Genomic DNA, 26,091 nt, shown 5'->3' with positions numbered 1-26,091 from the left:
TGCCTATGCCCCAGACCTTTGCCTCATCAACCCTTCCCCCCGAACCGCCAACCCTGACCAATTGCGACAAGGAGCGGATCCATGAGATCAATTCGATCCAAAACGGCGGCTTTCTACTCGTGCTAACGCCAGACTGGATTATTGAGCAGGCCTCGGCCAATTGCGGGGACTTTCTGAGCCAGCCGTTGGAAGAGATTTTGGGGGCAAATCTCACGGCCTTGATCATGCCCGAAGCTTTGCATGCGATCCGCAATCGCCTGTCGTCCCTTTATCGGCAGGATGTGATCGAGCGCTTGTTTGCCACTGTGTTGCAAGAGGGTGGCCCTGCCTATGACTTGGCTGTTCATACCAGCGGAGATTTGATTCTGCTGGAGGCAGAGCTCAGCGAGGAATCGGGGGAGCTTAACGCGGGCTCGATGGTCCGGTCGATGATCGACCATGTGCAGCATCAGCACCATGTGAGCGATCTGACACATGAAGCGGTCCGACTGGTGCAGGCTCTGACTGGCTATGATCGGGTTATGATTTATCAATTCCATCCTGATGGCTCGGGCGAAGTGATTGCAGAACGATGTCGTCCATCCATGGAATCGTTTCTGGGTCTGCGCTATCCAGCAACCGACATTCCCCAGCAAGCTCGGGCGCTTTTGGTCCGCAACCCAATCCGCACCCTGCTAGATATCGATAGTCCGCCGTCCCCGATCGTCAGCACGAAGACTTTAGTCGACACGCCTATCGATCTGTCCATGAGCAGCCTCCGTTCGCACTCGCCCATCCATCTTGAATATCTCCGCAATATGGGCGTTGCGGCTACCATGACGGTTTCGCTTTTGAAAAATGGGGCGCTTTGGGGCTTGATTGCATGTCACCATATGACTGCGCGCACCATCGGCTATGAGCGGCGCACAACTGCTGAAGTTTTCGGCCAAATCTTGGCCCTTTTGATTGATCGATGTGAGCGGGAAGAACTGATCACGTTTGAGGCCTCGACGCGCAAGATCACAGCTGACCTTTTGGCCTCTGTTGCTCTAGCGGGGGTTGCAACCAAGGACGTCGCACAATTGGCCAATCAATTAGTGAATATCGTCCCCTGCGATGGAACAGCCTTTTGTATAGATGGGAGTGTCACGCTCAAGGGCTCTACGCCTACCTTGGAAGAGTTTGAGGTGCTACGGAAGTTTCTGGATGGTGTCTCTGCGAGCCGCGTTTATAGCAGCAATGAGATTGAAAGCGTTTGCCCGTCTGCGAATAGCTTTAAGGATCGTGCCGCGGGTATGTTGGCGATCCCGATTTCCACCATCCCCCGCGACTATCTTGTCTTCTTTCGTAAAGAGACGGCATCGACGGTGAAATGGGCGGGTGATCCGACCAAAGCCGTTGAAGAGCTTGGCCAAGGCGAAGTCCGCATCAGCCCGCGCAAGAGCTTTAAAGCCTGGCAAGAAACATTGCACGGCAAGAGTACGCAATGGACAGATGCGGAGTTGCGAGCCGCCGAAGCCCTTCAGGTCACGGTATTGGAGGTGGTATTGCGCTTGATAAGTGCAACCGAAGCAGAGCGAATGGCGGCCAGCCAGACGCAAGACCTTCTGATTGCCGAGCTTAACCACCGGGTGCGGAACATCTTGGGCCTGATCCGCGGTCTGATCTCACAAAGTCGCGTTAATGCTAAAGACATCAATACGTTTGCCGATGTTCTGGGCGATCGTGTCCATGCTCTAGCGCGCGCCCATGATCAGATTACTGCCAAGAATTGGGGCCCTGGTTCCTTTGAAACCTTGATTGCAACCGAAGCTGAAGCCTATTTGGGGCCGGCGTGGAATACCATCCACATGTCGGGCCCGCCAGTGCTTTTGATCCCCCAAGCCTTCTCGACCGTTGCCTTGGTTATCCATGAGCTCATTACCAATGCGGCTAAATATGGTGCTTTTTGTGGGGAAGGGGGCCATGTCGATATCTCTTGGCAGATCGGCCCTCAAGGGGACTTAATCGCCCGTTGGGTAGAAATCGGTGGCCCACCCGTCACGGTCCCAACCCATCGAGGTTTTGGCTCGACCATTATTGAAGCCTCTATCCCCCACGAGTTAGGCGGGGAGTCGGCGATTGCCTTTTTGGCTACTGGCGTGCGGGTAAGCTTTTCTGTACCAGCGCACTTCATCGTCATGGAGGAAAAACCGATTAATCCCGCCATGACGACGGCCGATGCGCCTCAGGTGGGCCGATTGACGGGCCATGTTTTGCTGGTTGAAGATAATCTTATCATCGCCCTCGACGCCGAAGCCATGTTGCTGAGTCTCGGCGCAGAGCGCGTGTCGGTTGCCAGCAATGTGCGGGATGCACTGGCTATACTAGATCGCGAAATGCCGCGTTTTGCCTTGTTGGACGTTAACTTGGGCAGCCAAAACAGCTTCCCGATTGCCGATCGTCTGTTTGAGATGGAGGTGCCGTTCATCTTTGCGACTGGCTATGGCAGTGGCATTAATTATCCTTCGGACCAAAACGCGCGGCCATTTATCACGAAGCCCTATACAAAGGATTCGATTGCCAAAGCTTTGGGGGGCATTGAGCCCTTTATCGCCAGCTAATCCGGTCGGGTTTGGAACCAAGGCCGCATTGAAGCGTTTCTCTTCCATAGGCTGAGCAATCTTGCCAGCGGCCTAAGGACTAAAACCATGAAACCGAAAATCCTGATCTTGTGTTTGACATTGTTGAGCGTCACCTCGTTTGCAGCCTGTAACACCATTCGTGGTGCCGGCCGAGACGTGAGCGCTGGTGGCGAAGTGGTCAGCGATGCAGCTGGCAAAGTTCAATCCGACATCGCGACTTCCAAAGCTAAGCAAGACGCGAAAGACGAAGCTGATCGCAAGGCAGCTGCGCGCGCCAAGCCTTACTCAAACTAGAGCCACGTGCTCGCGTCCAAAAGGACAAATCCTATGAAACGTCAAATATGCGCCTATCTCTTGGCGGCGGCTGTGCTTTCGCCTGCCTTTTTTGTTCCTGCCGCTACGGCTCAGCCTGCTCGCATTGAGTTCGGCCGGGCAGGGGGTGGTTGGGTCGATCAAAATGGCCAGCCTAGTCGTCGCGAGCGCTCTGACGCTCAAGATCGCACGATGGAACGCCGCGATGATCGCCTTGATCAGCGCGAGGCCGCCGTTCGACAGGATCGCCAAGATCTAAATCGCGACCGCAAGTCTTGGCGTGATAGCCGCCGGGGTGCGACTTGGGATCAAGGCGTCCACAATGGTTACTACAATAATCGCAACCAATGGCGCTACGGCCAGCCGTCCCAATGGCAAATGCGTCAGCGCGGCTTCTCAATGGGCTATCGTCCTTGGACGCGCGGGCAAAGCCTGGGCGGTTACAACCAACGCTTCGTCGAACTTGATTACCGTGGCCACAATCTGCGCGCTCCGCCTCGCGGCTATCGCTGGGTCGAGGATGATCGAGGTGATTATCTATTGGCGGCCATTGTTGGTGGCCTCATCGCGCAAGTAATCATCAATAGTCCACGTTAAGCGCAAGCTTTGCGCTTCTGGTATTAAGACAAAGGCCCGGCCAATGAATTGGTCGGGCCTTGGCATTTCGACGATGGTGGAAAGAGAAAACTTAGGCGCGGTTTGCCGACAGCTCCCGCTGGGTTTCGCGATGGAAGAACATGGCCTGGCTGATCGTTGCCGTCACCGTTTCAGGCAGGAAAGGCTTGGTGATCAAATAGGTCGGTTCTAATGTCTCCCCGCTCAGCAGACGCTCGGGAAAAGCTGTGATGAAAATCGCTGGCACATCACAAAGGGTCAGAATGTCTGCCACCGCATCAATCCCAGATGAACCGTCAGCCAAGCGTATATCGGCGAGGACCAGATCGGGTTGGGTTTGCTCAACAAGGTGGACGGCCTCACGCCGCGTTGTGGCAACACCGATCACGCGGTGGCCAAGGTCTTCCACCAGCGCTTGCAAGTGCATGGCAATGATCGATTCATCTTCGATGATGAGGACTTGACCAATCGATTCCGATTGGATGGCAGCGCGCGCCTGCTGAATTTCTTCCCCGACAACCAAAGCCGATTTGCCAAGGACAATCCCAGCTTCATCATGACTAAAGCCTTCAACTGCCGTGAGGAGAAGGGCACTTCGCTCGGGTCGCAATTTTGGGTCCAGCGCTGGGGCGACTGAGGTCCAAACCGCGTGGAATAATCGGAACAATTCTACTTTCGGCGGATAGGCCGTCGAGATTTGGGTGGGTGCTGCCAGAATGGCCTCTAATGCCGCTCGAACACAGGCATCCCCGCTGACTTGCGAACCGGTCATCGCGCGCGCATAACGGCGCAGGATGGGAAGGTGTGGGCCGAAATTGGCTACTGTTGACATGGAATTCTCCTCAAGGCTTGCACCGCGACAACGCCCATCTTGGAAATAAGTTCCCGTCCTGTGGAACGATTTGGAAGCGGCCGCGTTAAAACCCCATCTGGGGTGGCCTGAAACCTATCCCGACCCTGCTGAAGACTTGCTCGCGCCACCTTGATCCAGCGGGATCGAGACGCGCCTTATCACAGAACGGACTCGCTGAGTGCCTCAGTCGCCACTTCCGCCAATCGATACACCACATGATGTTACCCCTGACCTGAATGATGACCCGATTGTGGCGGGCCTTCGCACCCTATACCGCGAAGTCCTACTCGAACCTGTGCCCGATGATTTCAGCGATCTTCTCGCCCAGATTGATGCTGCTCTAGAGGCTGCACCAGATGCCGCAGAAATCGAACCAAGCTCATGACCGGAGAACGTTTGTATTTTGCCCGTCGCGGTGTCGCAATTCAGCCGATTAAACTGCCGGAAGTCGACGTCGAGTTGGCGCGCACGCTGGCGGCTGAATTCGCCTCAAAGCTAGTCTTGGTTATCCCACCGCTACGCGCGTTCGCCCGCGGTCTGTGTGGGCGGGCTGATCTGGCCGATGATTTGGCACAAGAGGCTTTGGCAAAAGCTTGGGCGGCGCGTGCGAGCTATTTGCCCAACACCAACTTTAAGGCTTGGATTTTTACCATCCTGCGCAACCACTATTATTCTTGGTGTCGCAAGCAACGGCGCGTGGCCCCTTGGGACCCAGATGCCGCTGAGAAGCTCTTGGTCTGTGAACCCGCCCAACAAGGCCATATGGCTTTGGCCGAATTGGCCGCAGGCCTCCAAGCTTTGCCGGCACAACAGCGTGAAGCGCTGATCTTGGTTGGTGCTGGCGGCTTTGCCTATGAAGAGGCAGCACAAATTATTGGCTGCGCCACTGGCACGGTTAAAAGCCGGGTTGCGCGCGGCAGAGCCTTTTTGCGCGACTATGTTGATAATCGACAACGTGACCTTGGTCAGGTCAGACCCACCAGTGCACAGGCTAGCGAGGCCATCTTGGGCGAACTCCGCCGACTTGACCCCAACCGTAGCTAATGTTGCCCGCGCGTATCTCTACCTTTTGGCGGACATGGATTCAAAGCCAGTCCTTACGGGGATTGCTCTTGGTTGCCGTGGGCGGAGCTATGGTCCCGGTCTTTTTGATCAGTTTTGCACAAGCCTTTGCCCGTCTATCGCATGATCGCCAAGTCGTTCAGTCTAGTCTCACAGATCAGGTCTCAATCGCTGGCGAGCAGGGCATGCATGTCATTGAAACGGGCCAGCAAGCCTTGGTGCGCTTAAGCAGCCGCGATGACGTTCGAAAAGGTTCTGTAACATGCCGTGAAACCCTAGCCATTGCGCTGGTCGGCATGCCCTTTGTTTCCAACCTCGCAAGGATCGACTCAAAAGGCAAAATTCTTTGCGCCGCCCACCCAATCTCGGTGACAAGCAATGTCAGTGACCGAATCTGGTGGCGTGAATTATCCCCTGGCCAAGAACTGTCTGCCGCCGGCCCAGTAATTGATCGCGCGACGGGCCAACCAAGCCTCATCGTCGCGCTAGGGCTTGTCGATCCCCAAGCCAATCCTGATGGCCATATCGTATTCGGTTTGGATCTGAACCGTCTCGAGCAAGATCTAAATCGTCGCATGCTGGACAGACGCGCAAGTTTGACTTTGGTTGATGCGCAGCACGCGACACCGCAGGCGCGCGCGCGTGACCCGATTGAGGTCACACGTGATAATCAAGGCAAGACGTGGTCAACTTCTTCCTACCTCCTCGTTCCGGGTCATCTTTCGGTGCGTTACGCAATGCCCGACGAGGTGTTGTACTCCTCCACCTTCTTTCATATGGCAACCGACATTGCGCTGCCGCTGATCGCTTTGTTGTTTGCTGGTGCAGCCACTTGGTTCGCGATGGAATATTGGGCCATCCGCCCGATTGAGCGACTTCGCGCGATTGCTAAGCATTATGGCGCAGGCCTTGTACCCGCAGATCATTTAGGTGACGCGTTTGAACCCCAAGAATTGCTTGAGCTTCATGAGGAAATGGTTGCCATGGCAGCCCGTGTCGATCTGCGCGATCGCCATCTTATTCAAATCGCCAAGCAAAAAGATGCTTTGGTTCGCGAGCTGCATCATCGGGTCAAAAACAACATCCAAGTTGTCTTGAGCTTATTGAGCTTGCAGGCCCGTCAACTCGAGACGCCAGAGCTGCGTGCGCCTTTAGAACAAGTGCAAGCGCGGGTGACGGCCTTGGCCTTGGTGCAGCGTTTGATCGTTGAAAGTGATGATTTGGCGCATGCCTCGACCATTGATGTGCAGCTTTTGCTGGCCGATCTGTGTGCGCAAATCCGACGCAGCTACCCGGTCCAGATGCAGCGGATCAAAATAGAATGGGATTGCGACCCCTTGCCGATTGCAACCGACTTGGCGGTGCCGATCTCTATGTTTGTGGTCGAAGCGCTGACCAACGCCATCATCCACGCTTTCCCGGGTGAAGCGACCGGGCAGGTTCATGTTTCCTTGCGGGTCGATGCGCACGGACTGGTGTGTCTACAAATTTGTGACACCGGGATTGGCTGGGCTGAGACGGCGTCCAAGCTTGGCACGGGTCATAGTTTGTTGACGGCCTTTGGACGTCAATTGGGCAGTAGGCTGACACTGTCTCCTTTTGATGGTGGCGGGTCGTGTGTCGGGGTGAGCTTCCTTCTGGTGAACCCTTGAGCTGAGACGGCCAAGGCGTGGAGGGAACGTATGTGCCGAGCCAGCGTTTGATCTGCATGGCGTGGGCCATGTGGACCCACCTTCACGGAAAGGAAAACCGACATGTTACGTTGGTCAATAAGTTTCTTGATTTTGGCGTTGATTGCAGGGGTGCTGGGTTTTGGTGGCATCGCTAGCGCTTCAGTCGACATCGCCAAGATCCTCTTCTTCGTCTTTGCGGTCCTGTTTCTCATTAGTGCCATTGCCGCTGCCCTACGAGGCAGACTGCCGAGCTAGTCCAAAATCACATCCTACCTCCCCCTCACATCGAAATGGAAATCAACATGAAGACTCTCACATTTGGACTAGTCGCCCTCGCCAGTATCTTGGGTGCCTGCACTACGACCGGCAATATGGAACGTAATGCAGGGGCCGGTGCCGCAATTGGTGCGCTCGCCGGTGCGGTCATTGGCAATAACACGGGCAGTGGCGACGCGGGCAATGGCGCAGTTGTTGGTGCCGTCATCGGCGGCACGGCAGGCGCTGTACGTGGTTATAGCTTGGACCAAAGGCGGGATGAATGCGCGACCGCTCGTCGCGGTCCGACCTACCGGGATCGTAATGGTGCCTATTACTACGTTATCCCCAACAGCAATCGTACCTGCTGGGCGCGCGATCAATCCCCACGCGGTTTGTAGACCAATCATGCCCCTTCCCAATTGGGAGGGGGCATTCTCTCCCTTATTCAAATTGTCATTTGTCAAACAGACAACTCCCCCACCAAGGTGAGGGAGTTGGGCCGCTTTGGCTTTTTCTGCGGTCGACGCGCCCCAAAAATTGGCCGCTACACTCGGGGTCGAGTGCAACGGCCAAGACCAAGTAGCAAACAGGGGGATCACGGTGGGGACCGTGGTGTTTGATACGTGGTTCAGGCCCTATGCGGCATCCAGCTAGAGGACCATGTCGGATGCCGGTGGGCGTGATCGGTTAGTGTCCAGAACGATCCGTCATGTCGCGGGGACGACTGGATTCCCATTTGCTGACTTGCTGTTCAGCCTCTTCTTTGGTGATGCCATAACGCTCTTGGACCGCACCTTTAAGCTTTTGCAGATCGCCGCTGACGCGCATAAAGTCATCATCGGTCAACTTGCCCCATTGGGACTTGGCAGCGCCGATGAATTGATCGAATTGGCCTTTGATGGTGTCGTTATTCATAATCTTCGCCTTTGGTTGGGAGGTGAAGATGAAACGCGCTAGGCGGCATCTGGTTCCCGGCTGAGTCCAAATTCATAACGCGACTTGGCCATTGACCAGTCGGCCAATTGTGCGAAGAAACCATCAATCCAGCCGGCTCGGTCGGAATCGCGGTCGAGATAATAGGCATGCTCCCAAATGTCGCAAACCAACAATGCGACGAGGTTTGGGTCGTCTAGAAGTGTCTCGGCATCGTGGGTCAGCTCCAAGCGTACCGCACCTTCCTGGTCCGCTACCAGCCAAATCCAGCCAGATCCAACCCTAGTCTTGCCCAAGGCAATGGCCGCGTCGGTAAAGCCCGCGAAGTCACCAAACTTGCCATTAATTGCAATCTCGAGACTACCCTCCGGACGGGTGAGGCCGGCAGCTTGATGGCACGTCCAGAAGAATCCATGGTTAAGGGTTTGGCCCGCTTGTTCTAAGAGCCCAATAGCTTGAATACTGCGGGCAAAGCGGATGACCTCAACTGCCGTTTCAAACTTTTTGGCCATGGGTGCCATCAATCGGTTTGCCCCGTCGACATAGGCCTGATGGTGCTTGCCGAGGTGCACGCTCAAGGTTTCAACGCCAGTGACGGGAACAAGGGCAGAGAGTTCAAAGGGCAAACTTGGTAGAACAAAACTGCCATTCGACCGATTGAATACTCCGAAAGACTCATCGGGTGAAAGCCTATGTCCTTCAAGTGACATCGGGACCTCCGAGGGTCGGGAAGCTGTCGTAAAAGAGGGACACGCGCGGTTGTGCTTCGGTAAATTCCCAGCTGTCGAAGTCCTGCGCGTAGAGCTGTAGGATACTGCTTTTGTCGGGACTTGCCTGCGGTTCAGCGGGGTTGGTTTGAGTAACTTTGGGTGTGCGGGGCATTTTGGTCTCCTTGTGGGAGGGTTACGCCTCCGCCCGTGTGAAGTTCCAAAACAGTTTACGCAGGTGCTTTATCAAGGAACCGTTTTTTCGTGTTGGCGTTGATGGACTCATGCTGGCCTTTGCTGGCGCTATAAGGATCAAGTCCATGCAGCCCGCTCCCCCTGATGCCCCGCGTACGACACTTCTTCCTAGCCTTGAAGGGCTATTGCGCTTCCTGCCCCAGACGGCGGCGATAACAGATAGACGGGTCGCGATTGTCGGAACCTTCCCCCCAAGACGATGTGGGATCGCCACCTTCACAGCTGATGTTCAGCGCTCTTTGAACCTTTTGGACGGCTGGGCCTGTGAGCTTGTACGTATTTTGGATGATGACGACGCTCTAACAAAGGAACCTTCGCTGTGTCTTATCCGTCAGCATGTACAATCCGACTATCGTAAGGCTGCTGACCGCCTCAATCATCTCGGAATCGACGTCATATCGATCCAGCATGAGTTTGGGATTTTTGGCGGAATTGACGGCGCCTATATTCTTGATCTGATCGACCGCCTGACCGCCCCAGTGGTCATCACCATGCATACTGTGATCGAAACACCAACCCAAGGGCAGCGCCATGTGGTCGCAGCCCTTTTGCGGCGCGCCGACCAAGTCATTGTCATGGCCAAGAAGGGTGCCGACCTGTTGGGTGAGATTTATGGGGCTGACCCGGCGAAGATCACCATTTGTCCGCATGGCACGCCAGACCGGCCGTTCGCGCGCCCGGATTCCTTTAAAGCAAGCTTGGGCCTCAGCCCCTATAAAGTTTTATTGACCTTTGGCTTGTTGTCGCCCGGCAAAGGACTCGAGACATTGATTGCGGCGATGCCTGAAATTGTGGCTGCGCACCCAGACGCCCTATATGTCGTCTTGGGCGCGACCCATCCCAACCTCAAACGGGTGGACGGGGAGGCTTACCGCGATGGTTTGATTGGGCTAGCGGAAGATTTGGGCGTTGCCGAGCACATCCGCTTTGTGGATGCCTTTGTGGATGAAGCACTGTTGCTGACCTATCTGAGCGCGGCAGACATTTATGTGACGCCTTATCTAAACCAAGCCCAAGTCACATCCGGGACGTTGGCTTATGCGATTGCGCTGGGCAAACCGGTGATATCTACGCCTTTTTGGCACGCAACCGAATGGGTGGATGAGACCTGTGGTGCCTTGGTCGATTTTGGCGATTCAGCTGGGTTTGCGCGCGTCATCACGCGTCTACTCCGCGACCCCGACCAGCTTTTGGCGGCGGGGCAATCGGCTTATACCAAAGGGCGCACCACAATATGGGAGCGGTCTGCTGAGGCCTATGCTGCAGCCTTTCAAACCGCAATGGCGCGTCGTCAAGAAGCCCATGTGGCGGCTCCGCGTCTGGATGAGCAAAGTCTCCCGTCACTCTTGGCCGTGCAACGTGTGACAGATGCTTGCGGGATCATGCAGCATGCGTCTTATGGCATAGACAATCGGGCGCATGGCTATTGTATTGATGACGCGGTACGCGCGCTCATCCTCATCCAGCGATTTCGACAATTGGGCCATAAGGACCCTACTTTAGACCATCTAGAGCGCACCTATGCGGCCTTTGTTCAGCACGCGTGGAACCCCAGCACACACGCATTCCGCAATTTTATGGGCTATGATCGGACTTGGCTCGAGGCCAAGGGTTCAGCGGACAGCAATGGTCGTACCTTCTGGGCGCTGGGCGAGACGGCCTGCAATGCAGAGCAGGAGCAAGTTCGCTTGTGGGCTATTGCTTTGGCAAAAGAAGTCGCGCCATCGGTGGCCACATTAGGGTCTCTGAGAGCCCAGTGCTTTACGATCCTTGGGGCAGTCCGGTTACTTCAAGTCGAGCCACATAATCTGGCTGTCTATGACATGCTGGTCGGGTTTGCCGAGGGTCTGATGACGCGATTTGAGACCCACAGCGCATCTACTTGGCAGTGGCTGGAGCCCAATTTGTCCTATGACAATGCCCGCCTACCGCAGGCTTTGATTGAAGCAGGTGTCAATCTGGGGCGGCCCGATATGCTGGCCATCGGCCTTAAATCCTTGGCTTGGCTCGACACCATTCAGAAAGCGCCCAACGGCTTTTTCCGCGCCGTGGGAAGTTCGACCCCAGGGGTCGCTTTCGCGCCGCCACGGCTGCTCGACCAACAACCGATTGAGGCCTGTGCCACCATTGACGCGGCCCTCGCTGCTTATGCCGCAACCAAACAAAGTAAATGGCTGATCATGGCCCAGACGGCCCACGCGTGGTTCTTTGGCGAAAATGATAATGGTCTGCCCTTGAGTGACCAGCGAGGCGGTTGCTTTGATGGTTTGACGGAGACAGGCGTGAACCGAAATCAAGGTGCTGAGTCGATATTGGCGCTCCAGATGGCCAATTGCGCGATGGCGCTTGTAACAGGTGTCGGACTTAGCCCGCCCACCAGTCCAATTGGGCTTTCCATGTGATCCAATTTCTAGAGGGCGTTCTTTTACCTGATCCGTCTTTGGTTGTGATCCGTCCATTTCACATCGCACCAGAGCCACGCGATCTACACCCAACCCAATTGGCTCGCGCGCGGCGGATCTTTCATACAGTGGCGACCCTCGACCAAGCCATTTGCCTGCAGGCTTTGGACTATGTGAACGCAGATTTTAAAGGACGACACTGGGAGACTCGCGGGCTATTCCTCGAGCGCAGTCTCAAGATTTGTGAGGCAGTGGCAGGCGATTGCGACACCTTAAGTCCCGCTCATTTAGAATTGATCGGCGCTTTTTTCTGTCTGGAATATGCTTATTGCGCAGCAGCGGTAACGAACCCGTCCATCGTGGCGCATCCCGACCAGTCTGGCATGCGGCCGGGCGATCTGCGCTTTATTCTTTCACTCCGCAACGTGGGGGAAGGGCATATTTCCTCAATCTCATTTCGCGAGGGTATTCTGACCCATGACGATACCTTACAGATTTGGCCTCAAACCAGCCCAACGCTTGCGGCCAATTCTAGTGGACCTGATGGCGACGGTGTTGTGACGGTTCAGCGACCGCCCACAGTGCCCATTTCGGCTGCGGTCATCTTTCCGGTTACAAATGCTCAGCGCAACGGGCTTGAAGACCTGCGCATGGTTCGGTTTGAGGAGGACGGGCAGCCTTCTACATACCACGGTACCTATACCGCTTATTCAGGCTTCGAAGTGCGGTCAGAGCTGATGACGACTTCGAACTTCACGGATTTCAAGCTTCAGCCGATGACGGGGACGGCCGTAGACGGCAAAGGCATGGCGCTATTTCCCCGTCGGCTTGATGGGGCCTATGCCATGCTGGGCCGTTATGATGGCGAGAGTCATTTCTTCATGCAGTCTGACACGCTCTTGCATTGGGATAAGGGCGAGATGATTGCGAGCCCAAAATTTCTCTGGGACCTTGTCCAGACTGGCAATTGCGGCTCTCCGATTGAGTTGGACGAGGGGTTTTTGGTGCTTACCCATGGCGTGGGCGCGATGCGAAAATATGCAATGGGGGCCCTGTTGCTCGACAAGAAAGATCCGCGCATCGTATTGGGTCGTACGGCAGAGCCCATCTTGGCCCCCAGCGATCGAGGCCGCAATGGCTATGTTCCCAATGTGGTCTATGCCTGCGGCGCACTGCGTAATAGTAGCAAGATACTCTTACCCTACGGCGTGGCTGATTCTTCAGTGGCTTTTGCTCTGATCGATATTCCTGAATTGCTGCAAAAGCTTCGCTAACCGACAATCGGGGGAACTTGCTGCCAGTTCAGACGTTGCCTTGCGGACAGCTTTGACTGCCCGCCATTAAAGGATATTCCCATGACGATTTTTAAGTTTCAAAAAACCTTTGCCATCTTGCCGATCCTCGCGCTGACTTTGGGCGCTTGTTCCACCACGACGATTGAAGCGCCGAAGCCACAGGCCGTAACCGTCGTGACCGCGGATCCGGTGGTGATGACTGTGCCTGCGGTTGGTCCAGGTGATGTTGCAACTGTTGCTGCTGGCTATGGCCAGTTCAATACGTTGTTGGCCGCGGCCAATGCTGCAGGTCTCTATGATCGCTTGACGATGTCGGGTCCGATCACTGTTTTTGCCCCGACAGACCAAGCCTTTGCCAATCTGCCAGCGGGAACGCTGGAAAAATTGCTGAAGGTTGAAAATCGCGCGGCCTTGCGTCGTATTGTCTCCTACCACATCGTCAGTGGGCGGGTACCGTCCTCCGGCCTAATGGGCCTAACCATGACGAGCCCAACTTTGGAAGGTCATTCGATCGCGATCGATGGTCGCAATGGTGTTCGCGTCAATAATGCGACGGTGGTTCAGGCTGATATTCCTGCGAGCAACGGCCTGATCCATGCCATTGATACCGTGCTCATGCCAGCAGATTTGCCTTATATCCGCTAAGTCTAAGTGGCCAACCTCAGTGCCCATTTCGGGCACTGAGGCGCTGGTCGCCAACTAGAATTGCTTCTTCAAAAGATTATCTTCGCCCTACTGATGCGCGCAGGTAATTGATGTCCCTCGATATGGAGAATTATCGGCTAGACCCAGCAGTGCCCTAACCGAAGCCAAAGTGGGCCAGTGTCAAAGACGCTGTTGAACTCGCGACCTGCTCATTCGTTTGTCGTGAAGTGCACTGCGTCTCGGCGGCGAGGTCCTTGTTAGAAAGCCGACACCCAGCGGAAGCAGCCCTCATTCAGCTCTGCTGATGTATTTTGCAGTTGCGAGTCATTTGCATTTATGTCCTTAGTTGCGAATGATTTGCAACTGGAGGGGCCGATGCGGCGCAAAAATCTTATGGGTGGGTGTCGCGAGGTCGACAATTTGAAGTTTTTGGTGGTGTTCGCTGGGGTAATGTTGGCGGGGCCTGCCATTGCACAGTCCAACAGCCAAGTGCCCACTTCAGCTGATGCAGTTGAGACTATCATCGTAACAGCCGCTAGAGTGGGAGTGCCGCGGAGCGCCTTGCCTTCTGCAGTACAAATCATCGCCCCAGAGGAGACCCGCATCCAAGCTCAAATTGGTGGGAGCGCGATTGACGCTGTGTCGGCCCTCGTTCCGTCTTTTTCGCCAACGCGTCAGAAAATGAGCGGGGCTGGTGAGACGTTGCGTGGTCGTTCGCCCCTATTCTTGATTGATGGTGTACCCCAATCGACACCGCTACGTGATGGCAGCCGTGATGGATTTACAATTGATCCTTTTTTTATTGACCGTGTCGAAGTCATTTTCGGATCAAACGCAATTCAGGGCGTTGGAGCAGCAGGGGGCGTGATCAATTATGTCACTGCCAGCCATGCACGCACAGACGAAGGTTGGACTGGTGCTGCGCTCGCGCAGGCCAGTTTTGCAGGTGATTTCAAGGGGGAGGGCACTGGCAGTAAGCTTGCTGCGCGACTTGGCCGCGACTTTGGCGTGTTCGATTTGATGGTGGGTGGCACTTATGAGAAACGAGGCGCCTTCTTTGATGGTGATGGCCGACGTATTGGGGTCGATGGCACCCAAGGCGAACTTCAGGACTCCAGTTCTTGGTCTTTGTTCGCAAGGGCAGGCTTTGCACTGAGCGACACGCGCCAGATCAAAGCCATGGTGAACTACTTCGAGCTTGCTGGTGATAATTCTTATGTCGTCGTGCTGGGCGATCGGACAACTGGCCTACCAACTTCATCTGTTCGCGGGGCACAGCAGGGGTTAGCGCCTGTAAACTATGCTTGGACTGGATCGTTAGACTATCGCGACACCAATGTCTTTGGGGGAACGTTTACGGCCCAGACTTTCTTTACCGACTTTGAGAGCGTCTTCGGCGGGGGTATCTTTGCTGACTTTCAAGATCCGCGCATCGATCCAAGCCGGAGCCTTTTTGATCAGTCTTCAAACTTATCAGATAAGCAAGGCTTTAAGCTGGATTGGTCCGGACTTTTGCCCCTTTTTCCGGGATTGCGTTTAACCGCTGGCTTGGATGGCCTTCGTGACGAGAGCATGCAAGAACTGATCGTGACCGGACGCGCTTGGGTGCCGCCTACAACTTATAAGTCGCTATCACATTTTGTGCAGGTGAACCAATCTCTTCTCGATGGGCGTATGAACCTTTCGCTTGGAGTCCGGCACGAAAATGCGACAGTCGATATCCCAACCTATAACACCTTGTATTTCTATGGTCCCCAGCTTGTTGACGGGGGCAAGCCAGCGTTTGAAGAGTCGCTCGTCAATGCGGGGGCCACATTTGAAATTGTCGATGGCTTCAAGGCGTACGTCTCTTATACCGAAGGTTTCACAATGGCGGACATTGGTCGCATCACGCGCGCGGTAAACCGGCCGGGCCAAGATATCGACACTTTCCTCGACATCTCGCCCGTAATCTCGAATAATATTGAAATCGGGCTGGAGATGGATGCAGGCCCAATCCGAGCGAGCTTTGCCCATTTTTGGTCCAATTCCGACAAGGGTGCACTCTTGGTGCTGCGTGCGGGCGACATTTATGAAGTCCAGCGCCAGCGGACTGAGATTAGTGGCTTTGACCTGAATCTTCGAGCCCGCACCCCCGTTGAAGGTTTGAGCCTGCAGCTTGCAGCCTCTGCGCTTCTGGGGAAAACCGACACTAATAGCGACGGCGCCGTCGATACCGATATGACGGGTCCTAATATCGCTCCTGACCGTGTTATGCTGGCTGCGGACTGGGCAGGTGGACCTTGGTCTGTACGCGTCCAACATCAAATCTATTCGAGCCGATCATTTACCGGCCTAGGCCTTGATCCGCGTAACGATTTTGATGGCTACGCCCTGACCGATGCCTTTGTGCGCCGAGCTTTTGGTAAGTGGTCGTTGGCTCTATCGGCGTCCAATCTTCTCGACGAGCAATATATTTCCTATATTTCGGATACCGAAAGGCCGACCGACAATGCGCGTTTCTTTGCCGGGCGAGGCCGGGTGATCAGTCTGGCATTTGAGCGGCAGTTTTAATGCGCCTGATCCGGCTGGTTCATGCTTGGGCGGGCGCGACGCTTTCGCTTGTGTTGATTGGCCTGGGTTTATCCGGCTCATTATTGGTGTGGAAGGACGACTACTTGCGTGCAACCATTCCAGAAGCACGTCAAACTGGGAGCCTCGACCTCGATACCTTCGCCTTGGTGGCCCAACAAGCCCAAGATAGGCTATTTGCCGGTCCTCCGAGCTCAATCACATTCGCGACTAATCAACTGGGACTTCATACCGTCAATTTGCCGAACGAGGCTGGTGCTTATCTTTCCCGCGATGGCGGGATACGCCTCAGTTGGTCAGGGGCTGAACGCTTCGAGATTTTGTTGTTTGATCTACACCATTATCTTCTGGCGGGTGAGACCGGGAAGATCGTGGCTGGTGCATCAGGGCTTGCGGCCTTAGGTCTCACTTTGACGGGTCTTGTTATTGCCTTGCCGGCGTTGCGGCTTTTCAGCGGAAGAGTTTGGCCAAGCAGTGGCAAGCGCCGCGAATTGATCATCGCGCATCGTGATCTTGGGCTAATCATTGCGGCACCGCTTATGCTGGCGACTGTAACGGGCGCTATGTTGGTGTTTGACGATTTTGCCAGACCAGCTTTGCAAGCATTTGCTCCAGGTGCAACTATCCCTAAACCGCCGAAAACAGGCGTTGGTATTATCGATTGGTCGCGGGCGATGTCTGAAGCTCAAAGGCAATTTCCAACGGCCACTATTCGTATCGCGATTTGGCCGTCCGCGCCTGGCAAGCCTGCTGCCATCCGGCTTCGCCAAGTTGGTGAGTGGCACACAAATGGGCGAACGATAGTTTGGATAGATCCTGAGACCTCACAGGCCGTCGGCCAAGTGGATGCGCTCGCCTTGGGAGGTGGGGACAGATTCTGGAATGCCATTTGGCCCATCCATGCTGCCAAGTTAGGCGATAGCCCTATCACAACACGAACAATCGACTGGGTCACGAGCCTGACCGGTCTCGGACTTGCCCTTCTTGGTTTCTATGGTCTTTGGGCCTTTGCCTTTAAAGCTCCTGCTAGGCGTTAGTCGAAAGGCTAAGATAAAGGTACGGGCTATATCTCGCGTTCAAATTTTTCTTGTTCGCCACCTTAATTGGCCGCGGTTAGACAGTTCCTACCTGGCTCGCTCCTTGACTGGTCTCAATAATTCTGGAATTCTCGGAATATGAGAGATCAGGATGCGATAGAGGCTTTATCCGCTTTGGCACACCCCACACGGCTGAGGGTGTTTAAGCTGTTGGTAGAAGCTGGTGCAGCTGGCGTGCCCGCCGGTGGAATTGCTCGTCAATTGGGGGTGCCTGTAACGACAATGTCGACCCATCTGGGGATATTGAGCCGCGCCGCATTGATTGGCCCAAAGCGGGAGAGTCGCACCGTTTATTATGCTTTGAACATTGAGGGGACACGTAGTCTCTTTGCCTTTCTAATGGCTGATTGTTGCGGTGGGCGGCCAGATTTATGTCAGCCAGCCTTTGATGCCGCTGATATCGCTTGCTGCCCACCCGAACCCAATCAAGTGGCCACGTATGAACCTGTTTGAACGTTATCTGACGCTCTGGGTTGGCCTTGCGATCCTTGTCGGCATCGGCTTAGGGCAGGCCTTCCCAGCAGGCTTTCAAGCGATCGCAGCACTTGAAATTGCTAAGGTCAATCTACCGGTAGCCGTCCTCGTTTGGGCGATGATTATTCCGATGTTGTTGCGGATCGACTTTCGGGCATTAGGGGGTGTTGCCGCCCATTGGCGCGGGATCGGCATCACGCTTTTCATCAATTGGGCGGTTAAGCCATTTTCGATGGCCGCCTTGGGCGCCATGTTTATCGGGTGGCTGTTTCGCCCGCTGCTGCCTGCGGACCAGATCGAAAGCTATATCGCAGGCCTTATCCTATTGGCTGCCGCCCCCTGCACCGCGATGGTGTTTGTGTGGAGCAATCTCACCAAGGGCGAACCCCATTTTACATTGAGCCAAGTGGCGCTGAATGACGCCATTATGATTGTCGCTTTTGCACCCATCGTCGCCCTTCTATTGGGTCTATCAGCCATTACAGTGCCTTGGGAAACACTCGTTCTTTCCGTTGGCCTTTACATTGTCGTACCAGTCGTGATCGCCCAAGCCATCCGTTGGGCTATGCTTCAATCCGGTGGTCCTTCCCGTCTCGAGAGTGCCCTGAAATTTCTGGGCCCTGTGTCGATGACGGCCCTATTAGCGACATTGGTTCTGCTGTTTGGCTTCCAAGGCGAACAGATATTGGCCCAGCCCTTGGTGATCGCGCTTCTGGCGGTGCCAATCCTGATTCAAGTCTTCTTCACATCAGGACTGGCTTATCTGCTTAATCGCGCCAGTGGCGAGGCTCACTGCGTGGCGGGGCCTTCTGCTTTGATCGGAGCCAGTAACTTCTTTGAACTTGCTGTTGCGGCGGCCATCTCGCTCTTTGGGGTCACAAGTGGTGCGGCGCTCGCCACAGTTGTGGGGGTCTTAATTGAAGTCCCGGTGATGTTGGCGGTCGTGGCGATCGTGAACCGAAGCCGGGATTGGTATGAAGACGGCAGAGCTGTGCAAGCAAGACTGAAGGCAAACAACTCATGAGTGACTTCTTTCCCATTGTGATGTTTCACAATCCTGATTGTGGAACCTCGCGCAATGTCTTGGCGATCATTGAAGCGACGGGTTATCAGCCAGAAGTCATTGAGTATTGCCAAGCGGGTTGGACCCATGGCCAGCTTCTGGCGCTTTTTGCCGCTGCTGGTTTGACCCCAAGGCAAGCCCTGCGCGAAACCAAATCTCCGGCCAAAGAGTTGGGCCTCCTAGAAGAAGGGGTAAGCGGGCAAGCAATCCTAAGCGCCATGCTGACCCATCCAATTCTGGTAAATCGGCCCTTTGTCGCCACCCCAAAAGGTACCCGCCTGTGTCGGCCAAGCGAAACGGTTTTGGACCTACTGGACAAGGCACCCAAGGGCCCCTTTTACAAAGAGGATGGTGAACTCTTGATAGACGAGAGAAAAGCGCGGCTTGATTGATCTTTCAGAATTACCTCAGCTGGATTCAAACAGTTTCAAGTCAATTGACCCCAGCGCTTTGCTACAACCCACACGGAGCACCCATCCGCCCCGAATCCTAATGCTCTATGGCTCGGTTCGCATGACGTCCTATTCACGTTTAGCCAGCGAAGAGGCGGCCCGTATTCTTACCGCGCTTGGAGCAGAAACGCGTACCTTTAACCCGTCAGGCTTACCTTTGCCCGATGATGCTGAACCTGATCATCCTAAGGTCCAAGAATTGCGTGAATTGAGCGCTTGGTGTGAAGGCATGGTTTGGACGTCGCCCGAACGCCATGGCGCGATGACAGGCATTATGAAGGCACAAATTGACTGAATCCCATTGTCTATTGGTGCCGTTCGCCCGACGCAGGGTAAGACTCTAGCCGTTATGCAGGTTTGTGGTGGCAGCCAGAGTTTCAACGCCGTCAATCAAATGCGCATTTTGGGTCGGTGGATGCGGATGATCACAATTCCCAACCAATCCTCGGTCGCTAAAGCCTTTATGGAATTTGACGGGCAAGGCCGTATGAAACCGTCCCCCTATTATGACCGCATCGTCGATGTGATGGAGGAATTGATCAAGTTCACCCTCTTAACACGCGACCAAGCACCCTATCTTGTCGACCGCTATAGTGAGCGCAAAGAAAGCGCCGACGCGCTCATGGCGCGGGTCAATGCCGAAGGTCAGCACCTACTCGGTCATATGCCAGGCGAAGAAGCGAAGTGAGCGGCAGACTTAGCAGAGCAAATGTCGCTCCATTTCGATCACAGAATTCCACCAAGGCGTTGCCATCGTCCAGCAATTCCACCACGGTGCCCACTTGCCCCTGAACTAATCCGAGTGACCTGAGCCCCGATTGGTCCGTCATTTGAAAGGGGATCCCATCAAGTGGAGATGGACATGAGAGGCAGCAGATTTAGTGAAAGGCACGATGATCTTATGTTGGCTAAGTTAGAGCGGGGTGTACCGCAACGTGATGTGCGCCGAGCGCATCGTGAGCAATGATACGACTTACAAGTGGAAGGCCAAGTATGGTGGTTTTGGCTATACTAGTATAAGATAGATTTCTAAACTCAAGCGGCTTTTGGTGTAAACCGAGCGGGAAGGCTTCGGCTTTCTCGCCTGTTCATTTGGGGGGTCGAGCGATTTAGCGCTGGTTTCTTTGAACGGCCCCTCTACCCAAACTTCACTGAAGTTCACTTTTTCCCGCTCTTAGTTTCCAAGGCGAGGCCTGATCCAGCTTGGCCTGACGGCGGAAATCGCTAGGGGATTGGCCGACAAGTTTTTTGAAGACTTTGGAGAAGCTGAAGGGGTCGCTGAACCCCACTGCGCGTGCAACCTGTTCCAGTGTTGGGTCGGTCTCGGACAAGAGGGTCATCGCCTTTTGCACGCGCAAAGCCCGGAGATAGCTCAAAGGCGTGTCGCCCATCGTGCGGCGAAACCGATCGGCCAATAGGGTGCGTGATAGGCCCGCCTGCTTGGCGAGCTCTTCCAAGGTCCATCCATGCGCCGGGTCTTCATGCATAGCGGTCACCGCCTTGCGTATGTGCAGATCGGCAACCCCTTGGCTCCAGCCTGCGCGGGCATGGCCCAGCTGGTCCACCATTTCGCGCACGAGATAGGTGAAGATGACGTCTAACAAGCCATAAATGATCGTCTGCCCACCCATGGAGGGTTTGTTCAATTCTTCGTCCAACAGGCCAATCGTCAAAACCAAAGGATGGAATTTGGCTAGGCTTTGATTGTCCAGCACAAACCAGTCTGGAATTTCACGAAATAGGGCGTGCACGGGCTCGTGCCAGAATTGATAGGCGCCGCTGATTAGCGTGCTGGAACTGGGCGAGGGATTATAGGCCGAAGGTGCTGCAGCCAAATCGCTTGTGATGGCGCGGACTTGGGCGGGGTCATAGCTTGCAGAGGTGCTGAGTATATGGGTGCAGCCCCGCGCCATCAGCACAACGCTGCCTGCCTCGATAGCGATAGGCTCCTTCAAGCTGGGGGCGTGAATATAGGCCCGCCCGCGTGTGACGACATGCAGGCCCATACTCTTCTCACAGGGAAATTGTAGCGGGGATTGCGCGTCCAAACTGCGAAGGTCCAGCAAGCGCCGCTTCAGGCCAGCCTCCTGCAAAATGTCGGTTAGAAGGTCCATGCGCCTTGTCCAATCATCTGAAACCATCGCCCAAGGCTGGACGAATTGACATGTAATCTATCATTTTTGCCATTTATCATCCCATTTTAAGCGATTAAATGCAAGCCACCAACTCATGAAGGGAAATGATGATGTCTAAGATACTTGTGATCGGCGCGAATGGAACTGTCGGGACCGAACTCGTGCGGCTTTTGTCGGATCAAGGCCATGATGTGGTGCGCGCCACCAGCCGCGCCCCGACCTCTGCCCAAGAAGCGCACCTCAATCTTATAACGGGCGAGGGCCTTGCGACCGTCTTTGCAGGCATAGACGCGGCTTTTCTCCTGTCGCCCCCGGGCTATACCAACCAAAACGAGCTGCTCAATCCGGTGATCGATCAAGCGGTAGCCAGCGGCGTTCAAAAGTTGGTTTTGATGACCGCTATGGGGGCCAATGCCGATGAAGCAGCACCATTCCGTAAGGTCGAGCGGCATCTGGAGCAATCTGGCCTCGCCTATAACATCATCCGCCCCAATTGGTTCATGCAGAACTTCCACACTTTCTGGATTCAAGGCATTTTGGAGCAGGGCAAAGTGCTTCTTCCGGTCGGCAAGGCCAAGGGCAGCTTTATCGATGCGCGGGATATTGCCGCCGTGGTTTCAGTCCTTTTGACCCAGCGTGACCGCGATAATCAGGACTTCGATTTAACCGGCGGAGAGGCGCTGGATCACGACGAAGTCGCTGCCCTTCTGTCAAACGCGACGGGCCGGACCATCGTTTATGAAGAGATTTCGGACGAGGCCATGCTGGCCCAACTTCTCGCCACGGGCCTGCCCACAGATTATGCCCATTTTCTGATCACCATCCTGGGCTTCTTCAAGGCCGGCTATTCAGAAGCCATTACCCCGGCGGTCGAGACCATCACGGGCACCAAGCCCCGAGCCTTTGCCGCGTACGCGCAAGATTTCAAAGACGCTTGGGTGGTTTAGGAATGCACCCTACGGCGCGAAGCGCATTTCTATCACAGTGTCCGCTGCCTAGTCCGATCCAGTGTGCATGTTCGGCGTGTTGAGTTTGTCGAAGAAGGTTCGCGTCTCGTCATCAGCAGGGAAGAAGAGTTCGACTTGAATTTCTTGAGTTGTCACATCTTCTGGACTGCCGAAACTCGCCACCATCGAAACGAGACTGACCTTGGCCTGCCCAAGGTGGTAGCGCTCAACCAGGACGCTGGCATGAAGACTTTCGCCTTTGTCTTGGATTTCTGCGAAGGGCTGGAGGTGCTTGTATCGGTCAATTTCTGCCAAAACAGCGGCGGCGGCGGTGCTAGAGGCAGCCGCTGACCGCAGGCGTCTCAACGAATGGGGAATGATTTCATCTGGGTTATCCATGAATTGAATAAGCCCATTTGGATGCAGGGTAAGATCGAACAGATTGGTAAAGACATGGGCCTGGGGGCGCACGGCACCTGGTTGCATGAATGCCCAGTCGATGAGGGTCTGATAGACCTGATTGGACATAAGGATGTTTCCACAACGACGCGTCGCAAGCGCAGGAAACGGGGCATGCTTGGTCATCAAGGCTTCAATTGTGGCGCGCGATACTGAGAATTCCTGATCGTCCCAGACAAATGCTTTGCTTGGAGCTTTAAGTCCCGCCGATTCATACAGGCGATTTGTGTCTTGAAACGTCAGTTGTAGGGCTTTGCTCAACTTCCCTACCACGCCTGGACCTGGGCTGGCGCGTCCGCTTTCTAAAAAGCTGATATGACGCTGCGAGACCGTTGAGGCGTGCGCGAGCTCAAGCTGGGACATGCGCGCGCGGCGACGCAGTGCGGCAAGACAGCTTCTGAACTCCATACTCGATTATGACCTTCTAGTAATTGAATTGATTACTTTAGCGTGATGCATAGGTGAGCACAAGCAAGGAGGTCGTTTATGCTCTATGAAAGTTGGAAAGCGTGGATCGATGCATTTGAAGCCGCAGTTCAGACGGGTGATTGGTCTGATGCGGTCAAACATTTAAGCGAGGATTGCATGTATGTCGTGGCAGGCGGGCCCTATGCGTGCGAGGTTAAAGGCCGCACCGCCGTGATCGACGGGTTTAAGAGCTCCTTTGCCGGTTTCGATCAGAAATTTGATCGCCGTGAATGGCGGGCAGGTAAGGTTCGCTTGCATGAGCCGAATGCTGTCTCAGCCGTTGTTATGAGTACCTATGAGAAAGATGGTCGCCCGCCGCTGCGTTTTGGGGTCGATTGCCATTGGTTCTTTCGCGACGACCATATTTTCCTGATGACGGACCTTTATGACCTCGGTCTAGCTGACGCCGCTGACACGCTCGACTGGCTAGAATCTTATGGAGCAGATCTCAATCTAGATGCTTCTTACACGTGATCGGGAGTTTATTGCGGATGGCCTATCGCCGAAACACGATCGCATCGGTCCCATTTGCCAGTCTTGAATGGGGTAAAGCTCTGATGGAACGTCTCAATCTCAACACGGCCTATGCTCGCCTTGCAGCGACTTGGCAGGGGGCAGTCCTATTCCAAGATACCGAAACCTGCCGATTCCTCTGGCTTGATATCTATGAGGGAAAATGCCGCGATGTGGCTGCTTGGACGTCAACCGGCGATCCTGCAACTCGCGACGCTCCTTTCGTGTTTCGCGCGCGGACAGCTGTATGGCGACGCCTGTGCGAGGGCACATTGCATCCGACGACGGCTTTGGCTACGCGACAATTAAAGGTGACTGGCAATATGTTGCAGGTCATGCGTTATGCTCAGGCGACCGTGGCCATGGTCAAGTCCGCGCAAGAGGTGTCGACCTCTTGGACATGAAATTGCATCCTAACAACGGGCTTCGCGCCGTAGGGTGCATTCCATTTATGGAATGCACCATGGGCAAGCCAACGGTGGAGGTTTTTTTGACTTGGAACGCTTCAATGCCTCGCTTTGCTTGCCTTGAAGCCGTTCAACAAGTCTTGCGCGCCCAAACTCGCTCAACGCCTTTGCCTTAAAGGCGTTCCGAAACAAAATATAATTTAAAAACAGCGTTGCACACATGGTGCATTCCTGTCGGAATGCACCCTACGGCGGGAAGGCTTTGGCTAGACTTCAACCGCCTCTAGAATTGCCGGCAAAAGACCCGGGAACTTGGCATTAATCTCGTCACACCGAAGCGTATGAATGACCGAGACGCCCTTGCGGGTGGCGCGCACCACGCCAGCTGCTCTCAATTTGGCATAGTGCTGCGACATGGTGGCCTTAGGTAGGTCCGGGGGCGCCGCCGCGTTGCAGGATAGGCCCTTGCCCTCACACGCCCGATCCGCCGCCAGCGCACGCACGATGGCACGCCGCGCCGGGTCTGCCAGCGCATAGAGGACAGCATCAAGGGTCACATCTCTCATGTCGGGGTGGATAAAGCTTTGCATAGCTCCTTATAGCGCAAATTCCGTGGGGGAGCGCAACCAATGACTTTAAAATTTCTATGTCCAGAGTTCAGAATTTCAATAGTTCGGATTTATTGAAATAACGAACTACACTTGTTACCTGTGAGCCATAGGACGGATGGACCGTCTGGAGTGACCATGACATGACACAGAAATTGAATGGAAAAACAGCATTGGTAACAGGTGCTTCGCGCGGCATTGGTGCAGAAGCCGCTAAACGCTTGGCGCAAGATGGGGCCTTTGTTGTGCTCCATTATGGCAAGAATGCCGCCGCGGCAGAGGCGGTTTTGGCGGAGATTCGTCATGCGGGCGGGGAAGGCGCTTTAGTACAAGCCGACCTTGCTCAAGCAGATGAGGTCATCAAGCTTGCCGCCCGCACCAAGGAAATTCTTCAAGCCGCCAAGGGGAATGCTACGCTCGACATCCTGGTCAATAATGCCGGGATTGCACATTTCAGTGGCTTTGCTGAGACAGCTGTCGCGACCTTGACGGAAACCTTCGCGGTCAATGTTGTTGCGCCCTTCCTCTTGACCCAAAACTTGGTTGAGGTGATCCCCGATGGTGGCCGCGTCGTGTTTGTCACGTCTGTCGTGTCAAAAACCTATTTTGCGGGAATCCCTGCCTATGCGGCCAGCAAGGGCGCGGTAGATACATTGATCTTGCATCTGGCTGCGGAACTGGGCCCGAAGGGCATTCGTGTTTCCGGTGTTGCGCCCGGCGCGATCCATACCGACATGAGCGCATGGCTAGGCTCTGACGAGGGCAAGGCGACAGCCAATGACATGCAAGCCCTGAAGCGCACCGGTCAACCAGAAGACATCGCCAGTGTGATTGCCTTCCTTGCCGGGCCTGATGGTGCTTGGCTTACCGGCACAATCGTGAACGCGTCGGGCGGCACAAAACTATAGCCCTAGTCTCCGTCACGCCGCTCGAGCCGTAGGGTGCATTCCATTTATGGAATGCACCATGGGCAAGCCAACGGTGGAGGTTCTTTTGACTTGGAACGGTTCAATGCGTCGCTTTGCTTGCCTTGAAGCCGTTCAATAAGTCTTGCGCGCACAAACTCGATCGAAGCCTTTGCGAAGGCAGAGCCTGCGGCAAAGGCGTTTCGAAGCGAAATATAATTTAAAAACAGCGCTGTATATGTGGTGCATTCCTGTCGGAATGCACCCTACGGCGTGAAGCGTATTGCTATTGCCCTAGTCTTCCTTACGCCGTTCGAGCTGTAGGGTGCATTCCATTTATGGAATGCACCATGGGCAAGCCAACGGTGGAGGTTCTTTT

The 26,091-nt window shown here is 54.8% G+C and carries 27 protein-coding genes and 1 pseudogene; 21 read left to right on the top strand and 7 right to left on the bottom strand.

Features of this window, described 5'->3' with window-relative positions:
* The first annotated feature begins 5 nt into the window (after nt 1–5).
* The 3 genes from IOB61_RS07510 to IOB61_RS07500 all read left to right on the top strand — a co-directional run bounded on the left by IOB61_RS07510 (nt 6) and on the right by IOB61_RS07500 (nt 3,512).
* Entirely contained in the window at nt 6–2,582 is a 2,577-nt protein-coding gene (locus IOB61_RS07510) for an HWE histidine kinase domain-containing protein (protein ID WP_290814556.1), read from the top strand.
* 87 nt (nt 2,583–2,669) lie between these two features.
* On the top strand, nt 2,670–2,897 hold the full coding sequence (locus IOB61_RS16830) for an entericidin A/B family lipoprotein (RefSeq protein WP_367272829.1): 228 nt from the start codon (nt 2,670–2,672) through the stop codon (nt 2,895–2,897).
* A gap of 33 nt (nt 2,898–2,930) precedes the next feature.
* Entirely contained in the window at nt 2,931–3,512 is a 582-nt protein-coding gene (locus IOB61_RS07500; RefSeq protein ID WP_290814554.1) for an RcnB family protein, read from the top strand.
* A 91-nt stretch (nt 3,513–3,603) separates the two neighbouring features.
* On the opposite strand, the gene IOB61_RS07495 is transcribed toward IOB61_RS07500, so the two are convergent.
* Nucleotides 3,604–4,362 (bottom strand): response regulator, encoded by a 759-nt coding sequence (locus tag IOB61_RS07495; RefSeq protein ID WP_290814552.1) that lies wholly within the window; start codon nt 4,360–4,362, stop codon nt 3,604–3,606.
* A 199-nt stretch (nt 4,363–4,561) separates the two neighbouring features.
* On the opposite strand from IOB61_RS07495, the gene IOB61_RS07490 reads away from it, so the two are divergent.
* The 5 genes from IOB61_RS07490 to IOB61_RS07470 all read left to right on the top strand — a co-directional run bounded on the left by IOB61_RS07490 (nt 4,562) and on the right by IOB61_RS07470 (nt 7,774).
* Nucleotides 4,562–4,768: a NepR family anti-sigma factor gene (locus IOB61_RS07490; protein ID WP_290814550.1), complete on the top strand. Its 207-nt coding sequence runs from the start codon at nt 4,562–4,564 to the stop codon at nt 4,766–4,768.
* Nucleotides 4,765–5,427, top strand: coding sequence for a sigma-70 family RNA polymerase sigma factor (locus tag IOB61_RS07485; RefSeq protein WP_290814548.1), 663 nt, complete (start codon nt 4,765–4,767; stop codon nt 5,425–5,427). The genes IOB61_RS07490 and IOB61_RS07485 overlap by 4 nt, the downstream gene beginning before the upstream one ends.
* Nucleotides 5,428–5,516: 89 nt before the next feature.
* On the top strand, nt 5,517–7,097 hold the full coding sequence (locus tag IOB61_RS07480; protein WP_290814546.1) for a sensor histidine kinase: 1,581 nt from the start codon (nt 5,517–5,519) through the stop codon (nt 7,095–7,097).
* 102 nt (nt 7,098–7,199) lie between these two features.
* The gene (locus IOB61_RS07475) at nt 7,200–7,373 is read left to right on the top strand and encodes a DUF1328 domain-containing protein (RefSeq protein WP_290804887.1); all 174 of its coding nucleotides are present in this window, start codon (nt 7,200–7,202) and stop codon (nt 7,371–7,373) included.
* A gap of 47 nt (nt 7,374–7,420) precedes the next feature.
* Entirely contained in the window at nt 7,421–7,774 is a 354-nt protein-coding gene (locus IOB61_RS07470; protein ID WP_290814544.1) for a YMGG-like glycine zipper-containing protein, read from the top strand.
* Nucleotides 7,775–8,063: 289 nt separating this feature from the next.
* Here IOB61_RS07470 and IOB61_RS07465 read toward each other — a convergent pair whose 3' ends face one another.
* A complete protein-coding gene (locus tag IOB61_RS07465; RefSeq protein ID WP_290814542.1) occupies nt 8,064–8,291 on the bottom strand; it encodes a CsbD family protein in 228 nt (75 codons plus the stop codon).
* Nucleotides 8,292–8,329: 38 nt separating this feature from the next.
* On the bottom strand, nt 8,330–9,019 hold the full coding sequence (locus IOB61_RS07460) for a superoxide dismutase (protein WP_290814540.1): 690 nt from the start codon (nt 9,017–9,019) through the stop codon (nt 8,330–8,332).
* A 317-nt stretch (nt 9,020–9,336) separates the two neighbouring features.
* Between IOB61_RS07460 and IOB61_RS07455 the strand changes: the two genes are divergently transcribed.
* The 9 genes and pseudogenes from IOB61_RS07455 to arsH all read left to right on the top strand — a co-directional run bounded on the left by IOB61_RS07455 (nt 9,337) and on the right by arsH (nt 19,958).
* Entirely contained in the window at nt 9,337–11,673 is a 2,337-nt protein-coding gene (locus IOB61_RS07455) for a glycosyltransferase family 4 protein (protein WP_290814537.1), read from the top strand.
* Nucleotides 11,670–12,947, top strand: a complete 1,278-nt coding sequence (locus IOB61_RS07450; RefSeq protein ID WP_290814534.1) for a glycoside hydrolase family 130 protein — start codon at nt 11,670–11,672, stop codon at nt 12,945–12,947. Before IOB61_RS07455 ends, IOB61_RS07450 begins: the two co-directional genes overlap by 4 nt.
* 81 nt (nt 12,948–13,028) lie before the next feature.
* Nucleotides 13,029–13,613, top strand: coding sequence for a fasciclin domain-containing protein (locus IOB61_RS07445; protein ID WP_290814531.1), 585 nt, complete (start codon nt 13,029–13,031; stop codon nt 13,611–13,613).
* Between the two features lie 375 nt (nt 13,614–13,988).
* Nucleotides 13,989–16,166, top strand: a complete 2,178-nt coding sequence (locus tag IOB61_RS07440; RefSeq protein ID WP_290814528.1) for a TonB-dependent receptor — start codon at nt 13,989–13,991, stop codon at nt 16,164–16,166.
* Nucleotides 16,166–17,221, top strand: coding sequence for a PepSY domain-containing protein (locus IOB61_RS07435; protein WP_290814526.1), 1,056 nt, complete (start codon nt 16,166–16,168; stop codon nt 17,219–17,221). Before IOB61_RS07440 ends, IOB61_RS07435 begins: the two co-directional genes overlap by 1 nt.
* 138 nt (nt 17,222–17,359) lie before the next feature.
* Entirely contained in the window at nt 17,360–17,734 is a 375-nt protein-coding gene (locus tag IOB61_RS07430; RefSeq protein WP_290814523.1) for a helix-turn-helix transcriptional regulator, read from the top strand.
* Nucleotides 17,721–18,779, top strand: coding sequence for an ACR3 family arsenite efflux transporter (gene arsB / locus IOB61_RS07425; protein WP_290814520.1), 1,059 nt, complete (start codon nt 17,721–17,723; stop codon nt 18,777–18,779). The genes IOB61_RS07430 and arsB overlap by 14 nt, the downstream gene beginning before the upstream one ends.
* On the top strand, nt 18,776–19,210 hold the full coding sequence (gene arsC, locus IOB61_RS07420; RefSeq protein WP_290814517.1) for an arsenate reductase (glutaredoxin): 435 nt from the start codon (nt 18,776–18,778) through the stop codon (nt 19,208–19,210). Before arsB ends, arsC begins: the two co-directional genes overlap by 4 nt.
* A 19-nt stretch (nt 19,211–19,229) precedes the next feature.
* Nucleotides 19,230–19,958: pseudogene (arsH, locus tag IOB61_RS07415) on the top strand (arsenical resistance protein ArsH).
* Here arsH and IOB61_RS16825 read toward each other — a convergent pair.
* Complete coding sequence (locus IOB61_RS16825) at nt 19,903–20,100, bottom strand: DUF4926 domain-containing protein (RefSeq protein WP_367272828.1); 198 nt, start codon at nt 20,098–20,100, stop codon at nt 19,903–19,905. The pseudogene arsH and the gene IOB61_RS16825 sit on opposite strands and share 56 nt — an antisense overlap.
* Nucleotides 20,101–20,418: 318 nt before the next feature.
* Entirely contained in the window at nt 20,419–21,384 is a 966-nt protein-coding gene (locus tag IOB61_RS07410) for an AraC family transcriptional regulator (RefSeq protein WP_290814514.1), read from the bottom strand.
* A 131-nt stretch (nt 21,385–21,515) separates the two neighbouring features.
* Here IOB61_RS07410 and IOB61_RS07405 point away from each other — a divergent pair, with 131 nt between their 5' ends.
* Nucleotides 21,516–22,352: an SDR family oxidoreductase gene (locus tag IOB61_RS07405; RefSeq protein ID WP_290814511.1), complete on the top strand. Its 837-nt coding sequence runs from the start codon at nt 21,516–21,518 to the stop codon at nt 22,350–22,352.
* A gap of 48 nt (nt 22,353–22,400) precedes the next feature.
* Here the strand turns inward: IOB61_RS07405 and IOB61_RS07400 are convergent, their stop codons facing one another.
* Nucleotides 22,401–23,219, bottom strand: a complete 819-nt coding sequence (locus tag IOB61_RS07400; protein ID WP_290814507.1) for a helix-turn-helix domain-containing protein — start codon at nt 23,217–23,219, stop codon at nt 22,401–22,403.
* Nucleotides 23,220–23,297: 78 nt separating this feature from the next.
* Here IOB61_RS07400 and IOB61_RS07395 point away from each other — a divergent pair, with 78 nt between their 5' ends.
* Together IOB61_RS07395 and IOB61_RS07390 are read left to right on the top strand one after the other, a co-directional pair.
* Nucleotides 23,298–23,753, top strand: coding sequence for a nuclear transport factor 2 family protein (locus tag IOB61_RS07395; RefSeq protein WP_290814504.1), 456 nt, complete (start codon nt 23,298–23,300; stop codon nt 23,751–23,753).
* A gap of 17 nt (nt 23,754–23,770) precedes the next feature.
* A complete protein-coding gene (locus IOB61_RS07390) occupies nt 23,771–24,196 on the top strand; it encodes an SCP2 sterol-binding domain-containing protein (RefSeq protein WP_290814501.1) in 426 nt (141 codons plus the stop codon).
* 269 nt (nt 24,197–24,465) lie between these two features.
* Here the strand turns inward: IOB61_RS07390 and IOB61_RS07385 are convergent, their stop codons facing one another.
* Nucleotides 24,466–24,789, bottom strand: a complete 324-nt coding sequence (locus tag IOB61_RS07385) for a helix-turn-helix domain-containing protein (protein ID WP_290814498.1) — start codon at nt 24,787–24,789, stop codon at nt 24,466–24,468.
* A 161-nt stretch (nt 24,790–24,950) separates the two neighbouring features.
* Here IOB61_RS07385 and IOB61_RS07380 point away from each other — a divergent pair, with 161 nt between their 5' ends.
* Nucleotides 24,951–25,715, top strand: a complete 765-nt coding sequence (locus tag IOB61_RS07380) for an SDR family NAD(P)-dependent oxidoreductase (RefSeq protein ID WP_290814495.1) — start codon at nt 24,951–24,953, stop codon at nt 25,713–25,715.
* Nucleotides 25,716–26,091: the final 376 nt, after the last annotated feature.

The organism is Aquidulcibacter sp., from assembly GCF_020253525.1.
Lineage (GTDB): Bacteria > Pseudomonadota > Alphaproteobacteria > Caulobacterales > Aquidulcibacteraceae > Aquidulcibacter.
The sequence above is the reverse complement of the archived record's forward strand: the minus strand, read 5'-3'. Positions and strand labels throughout refer to the sequence as shown.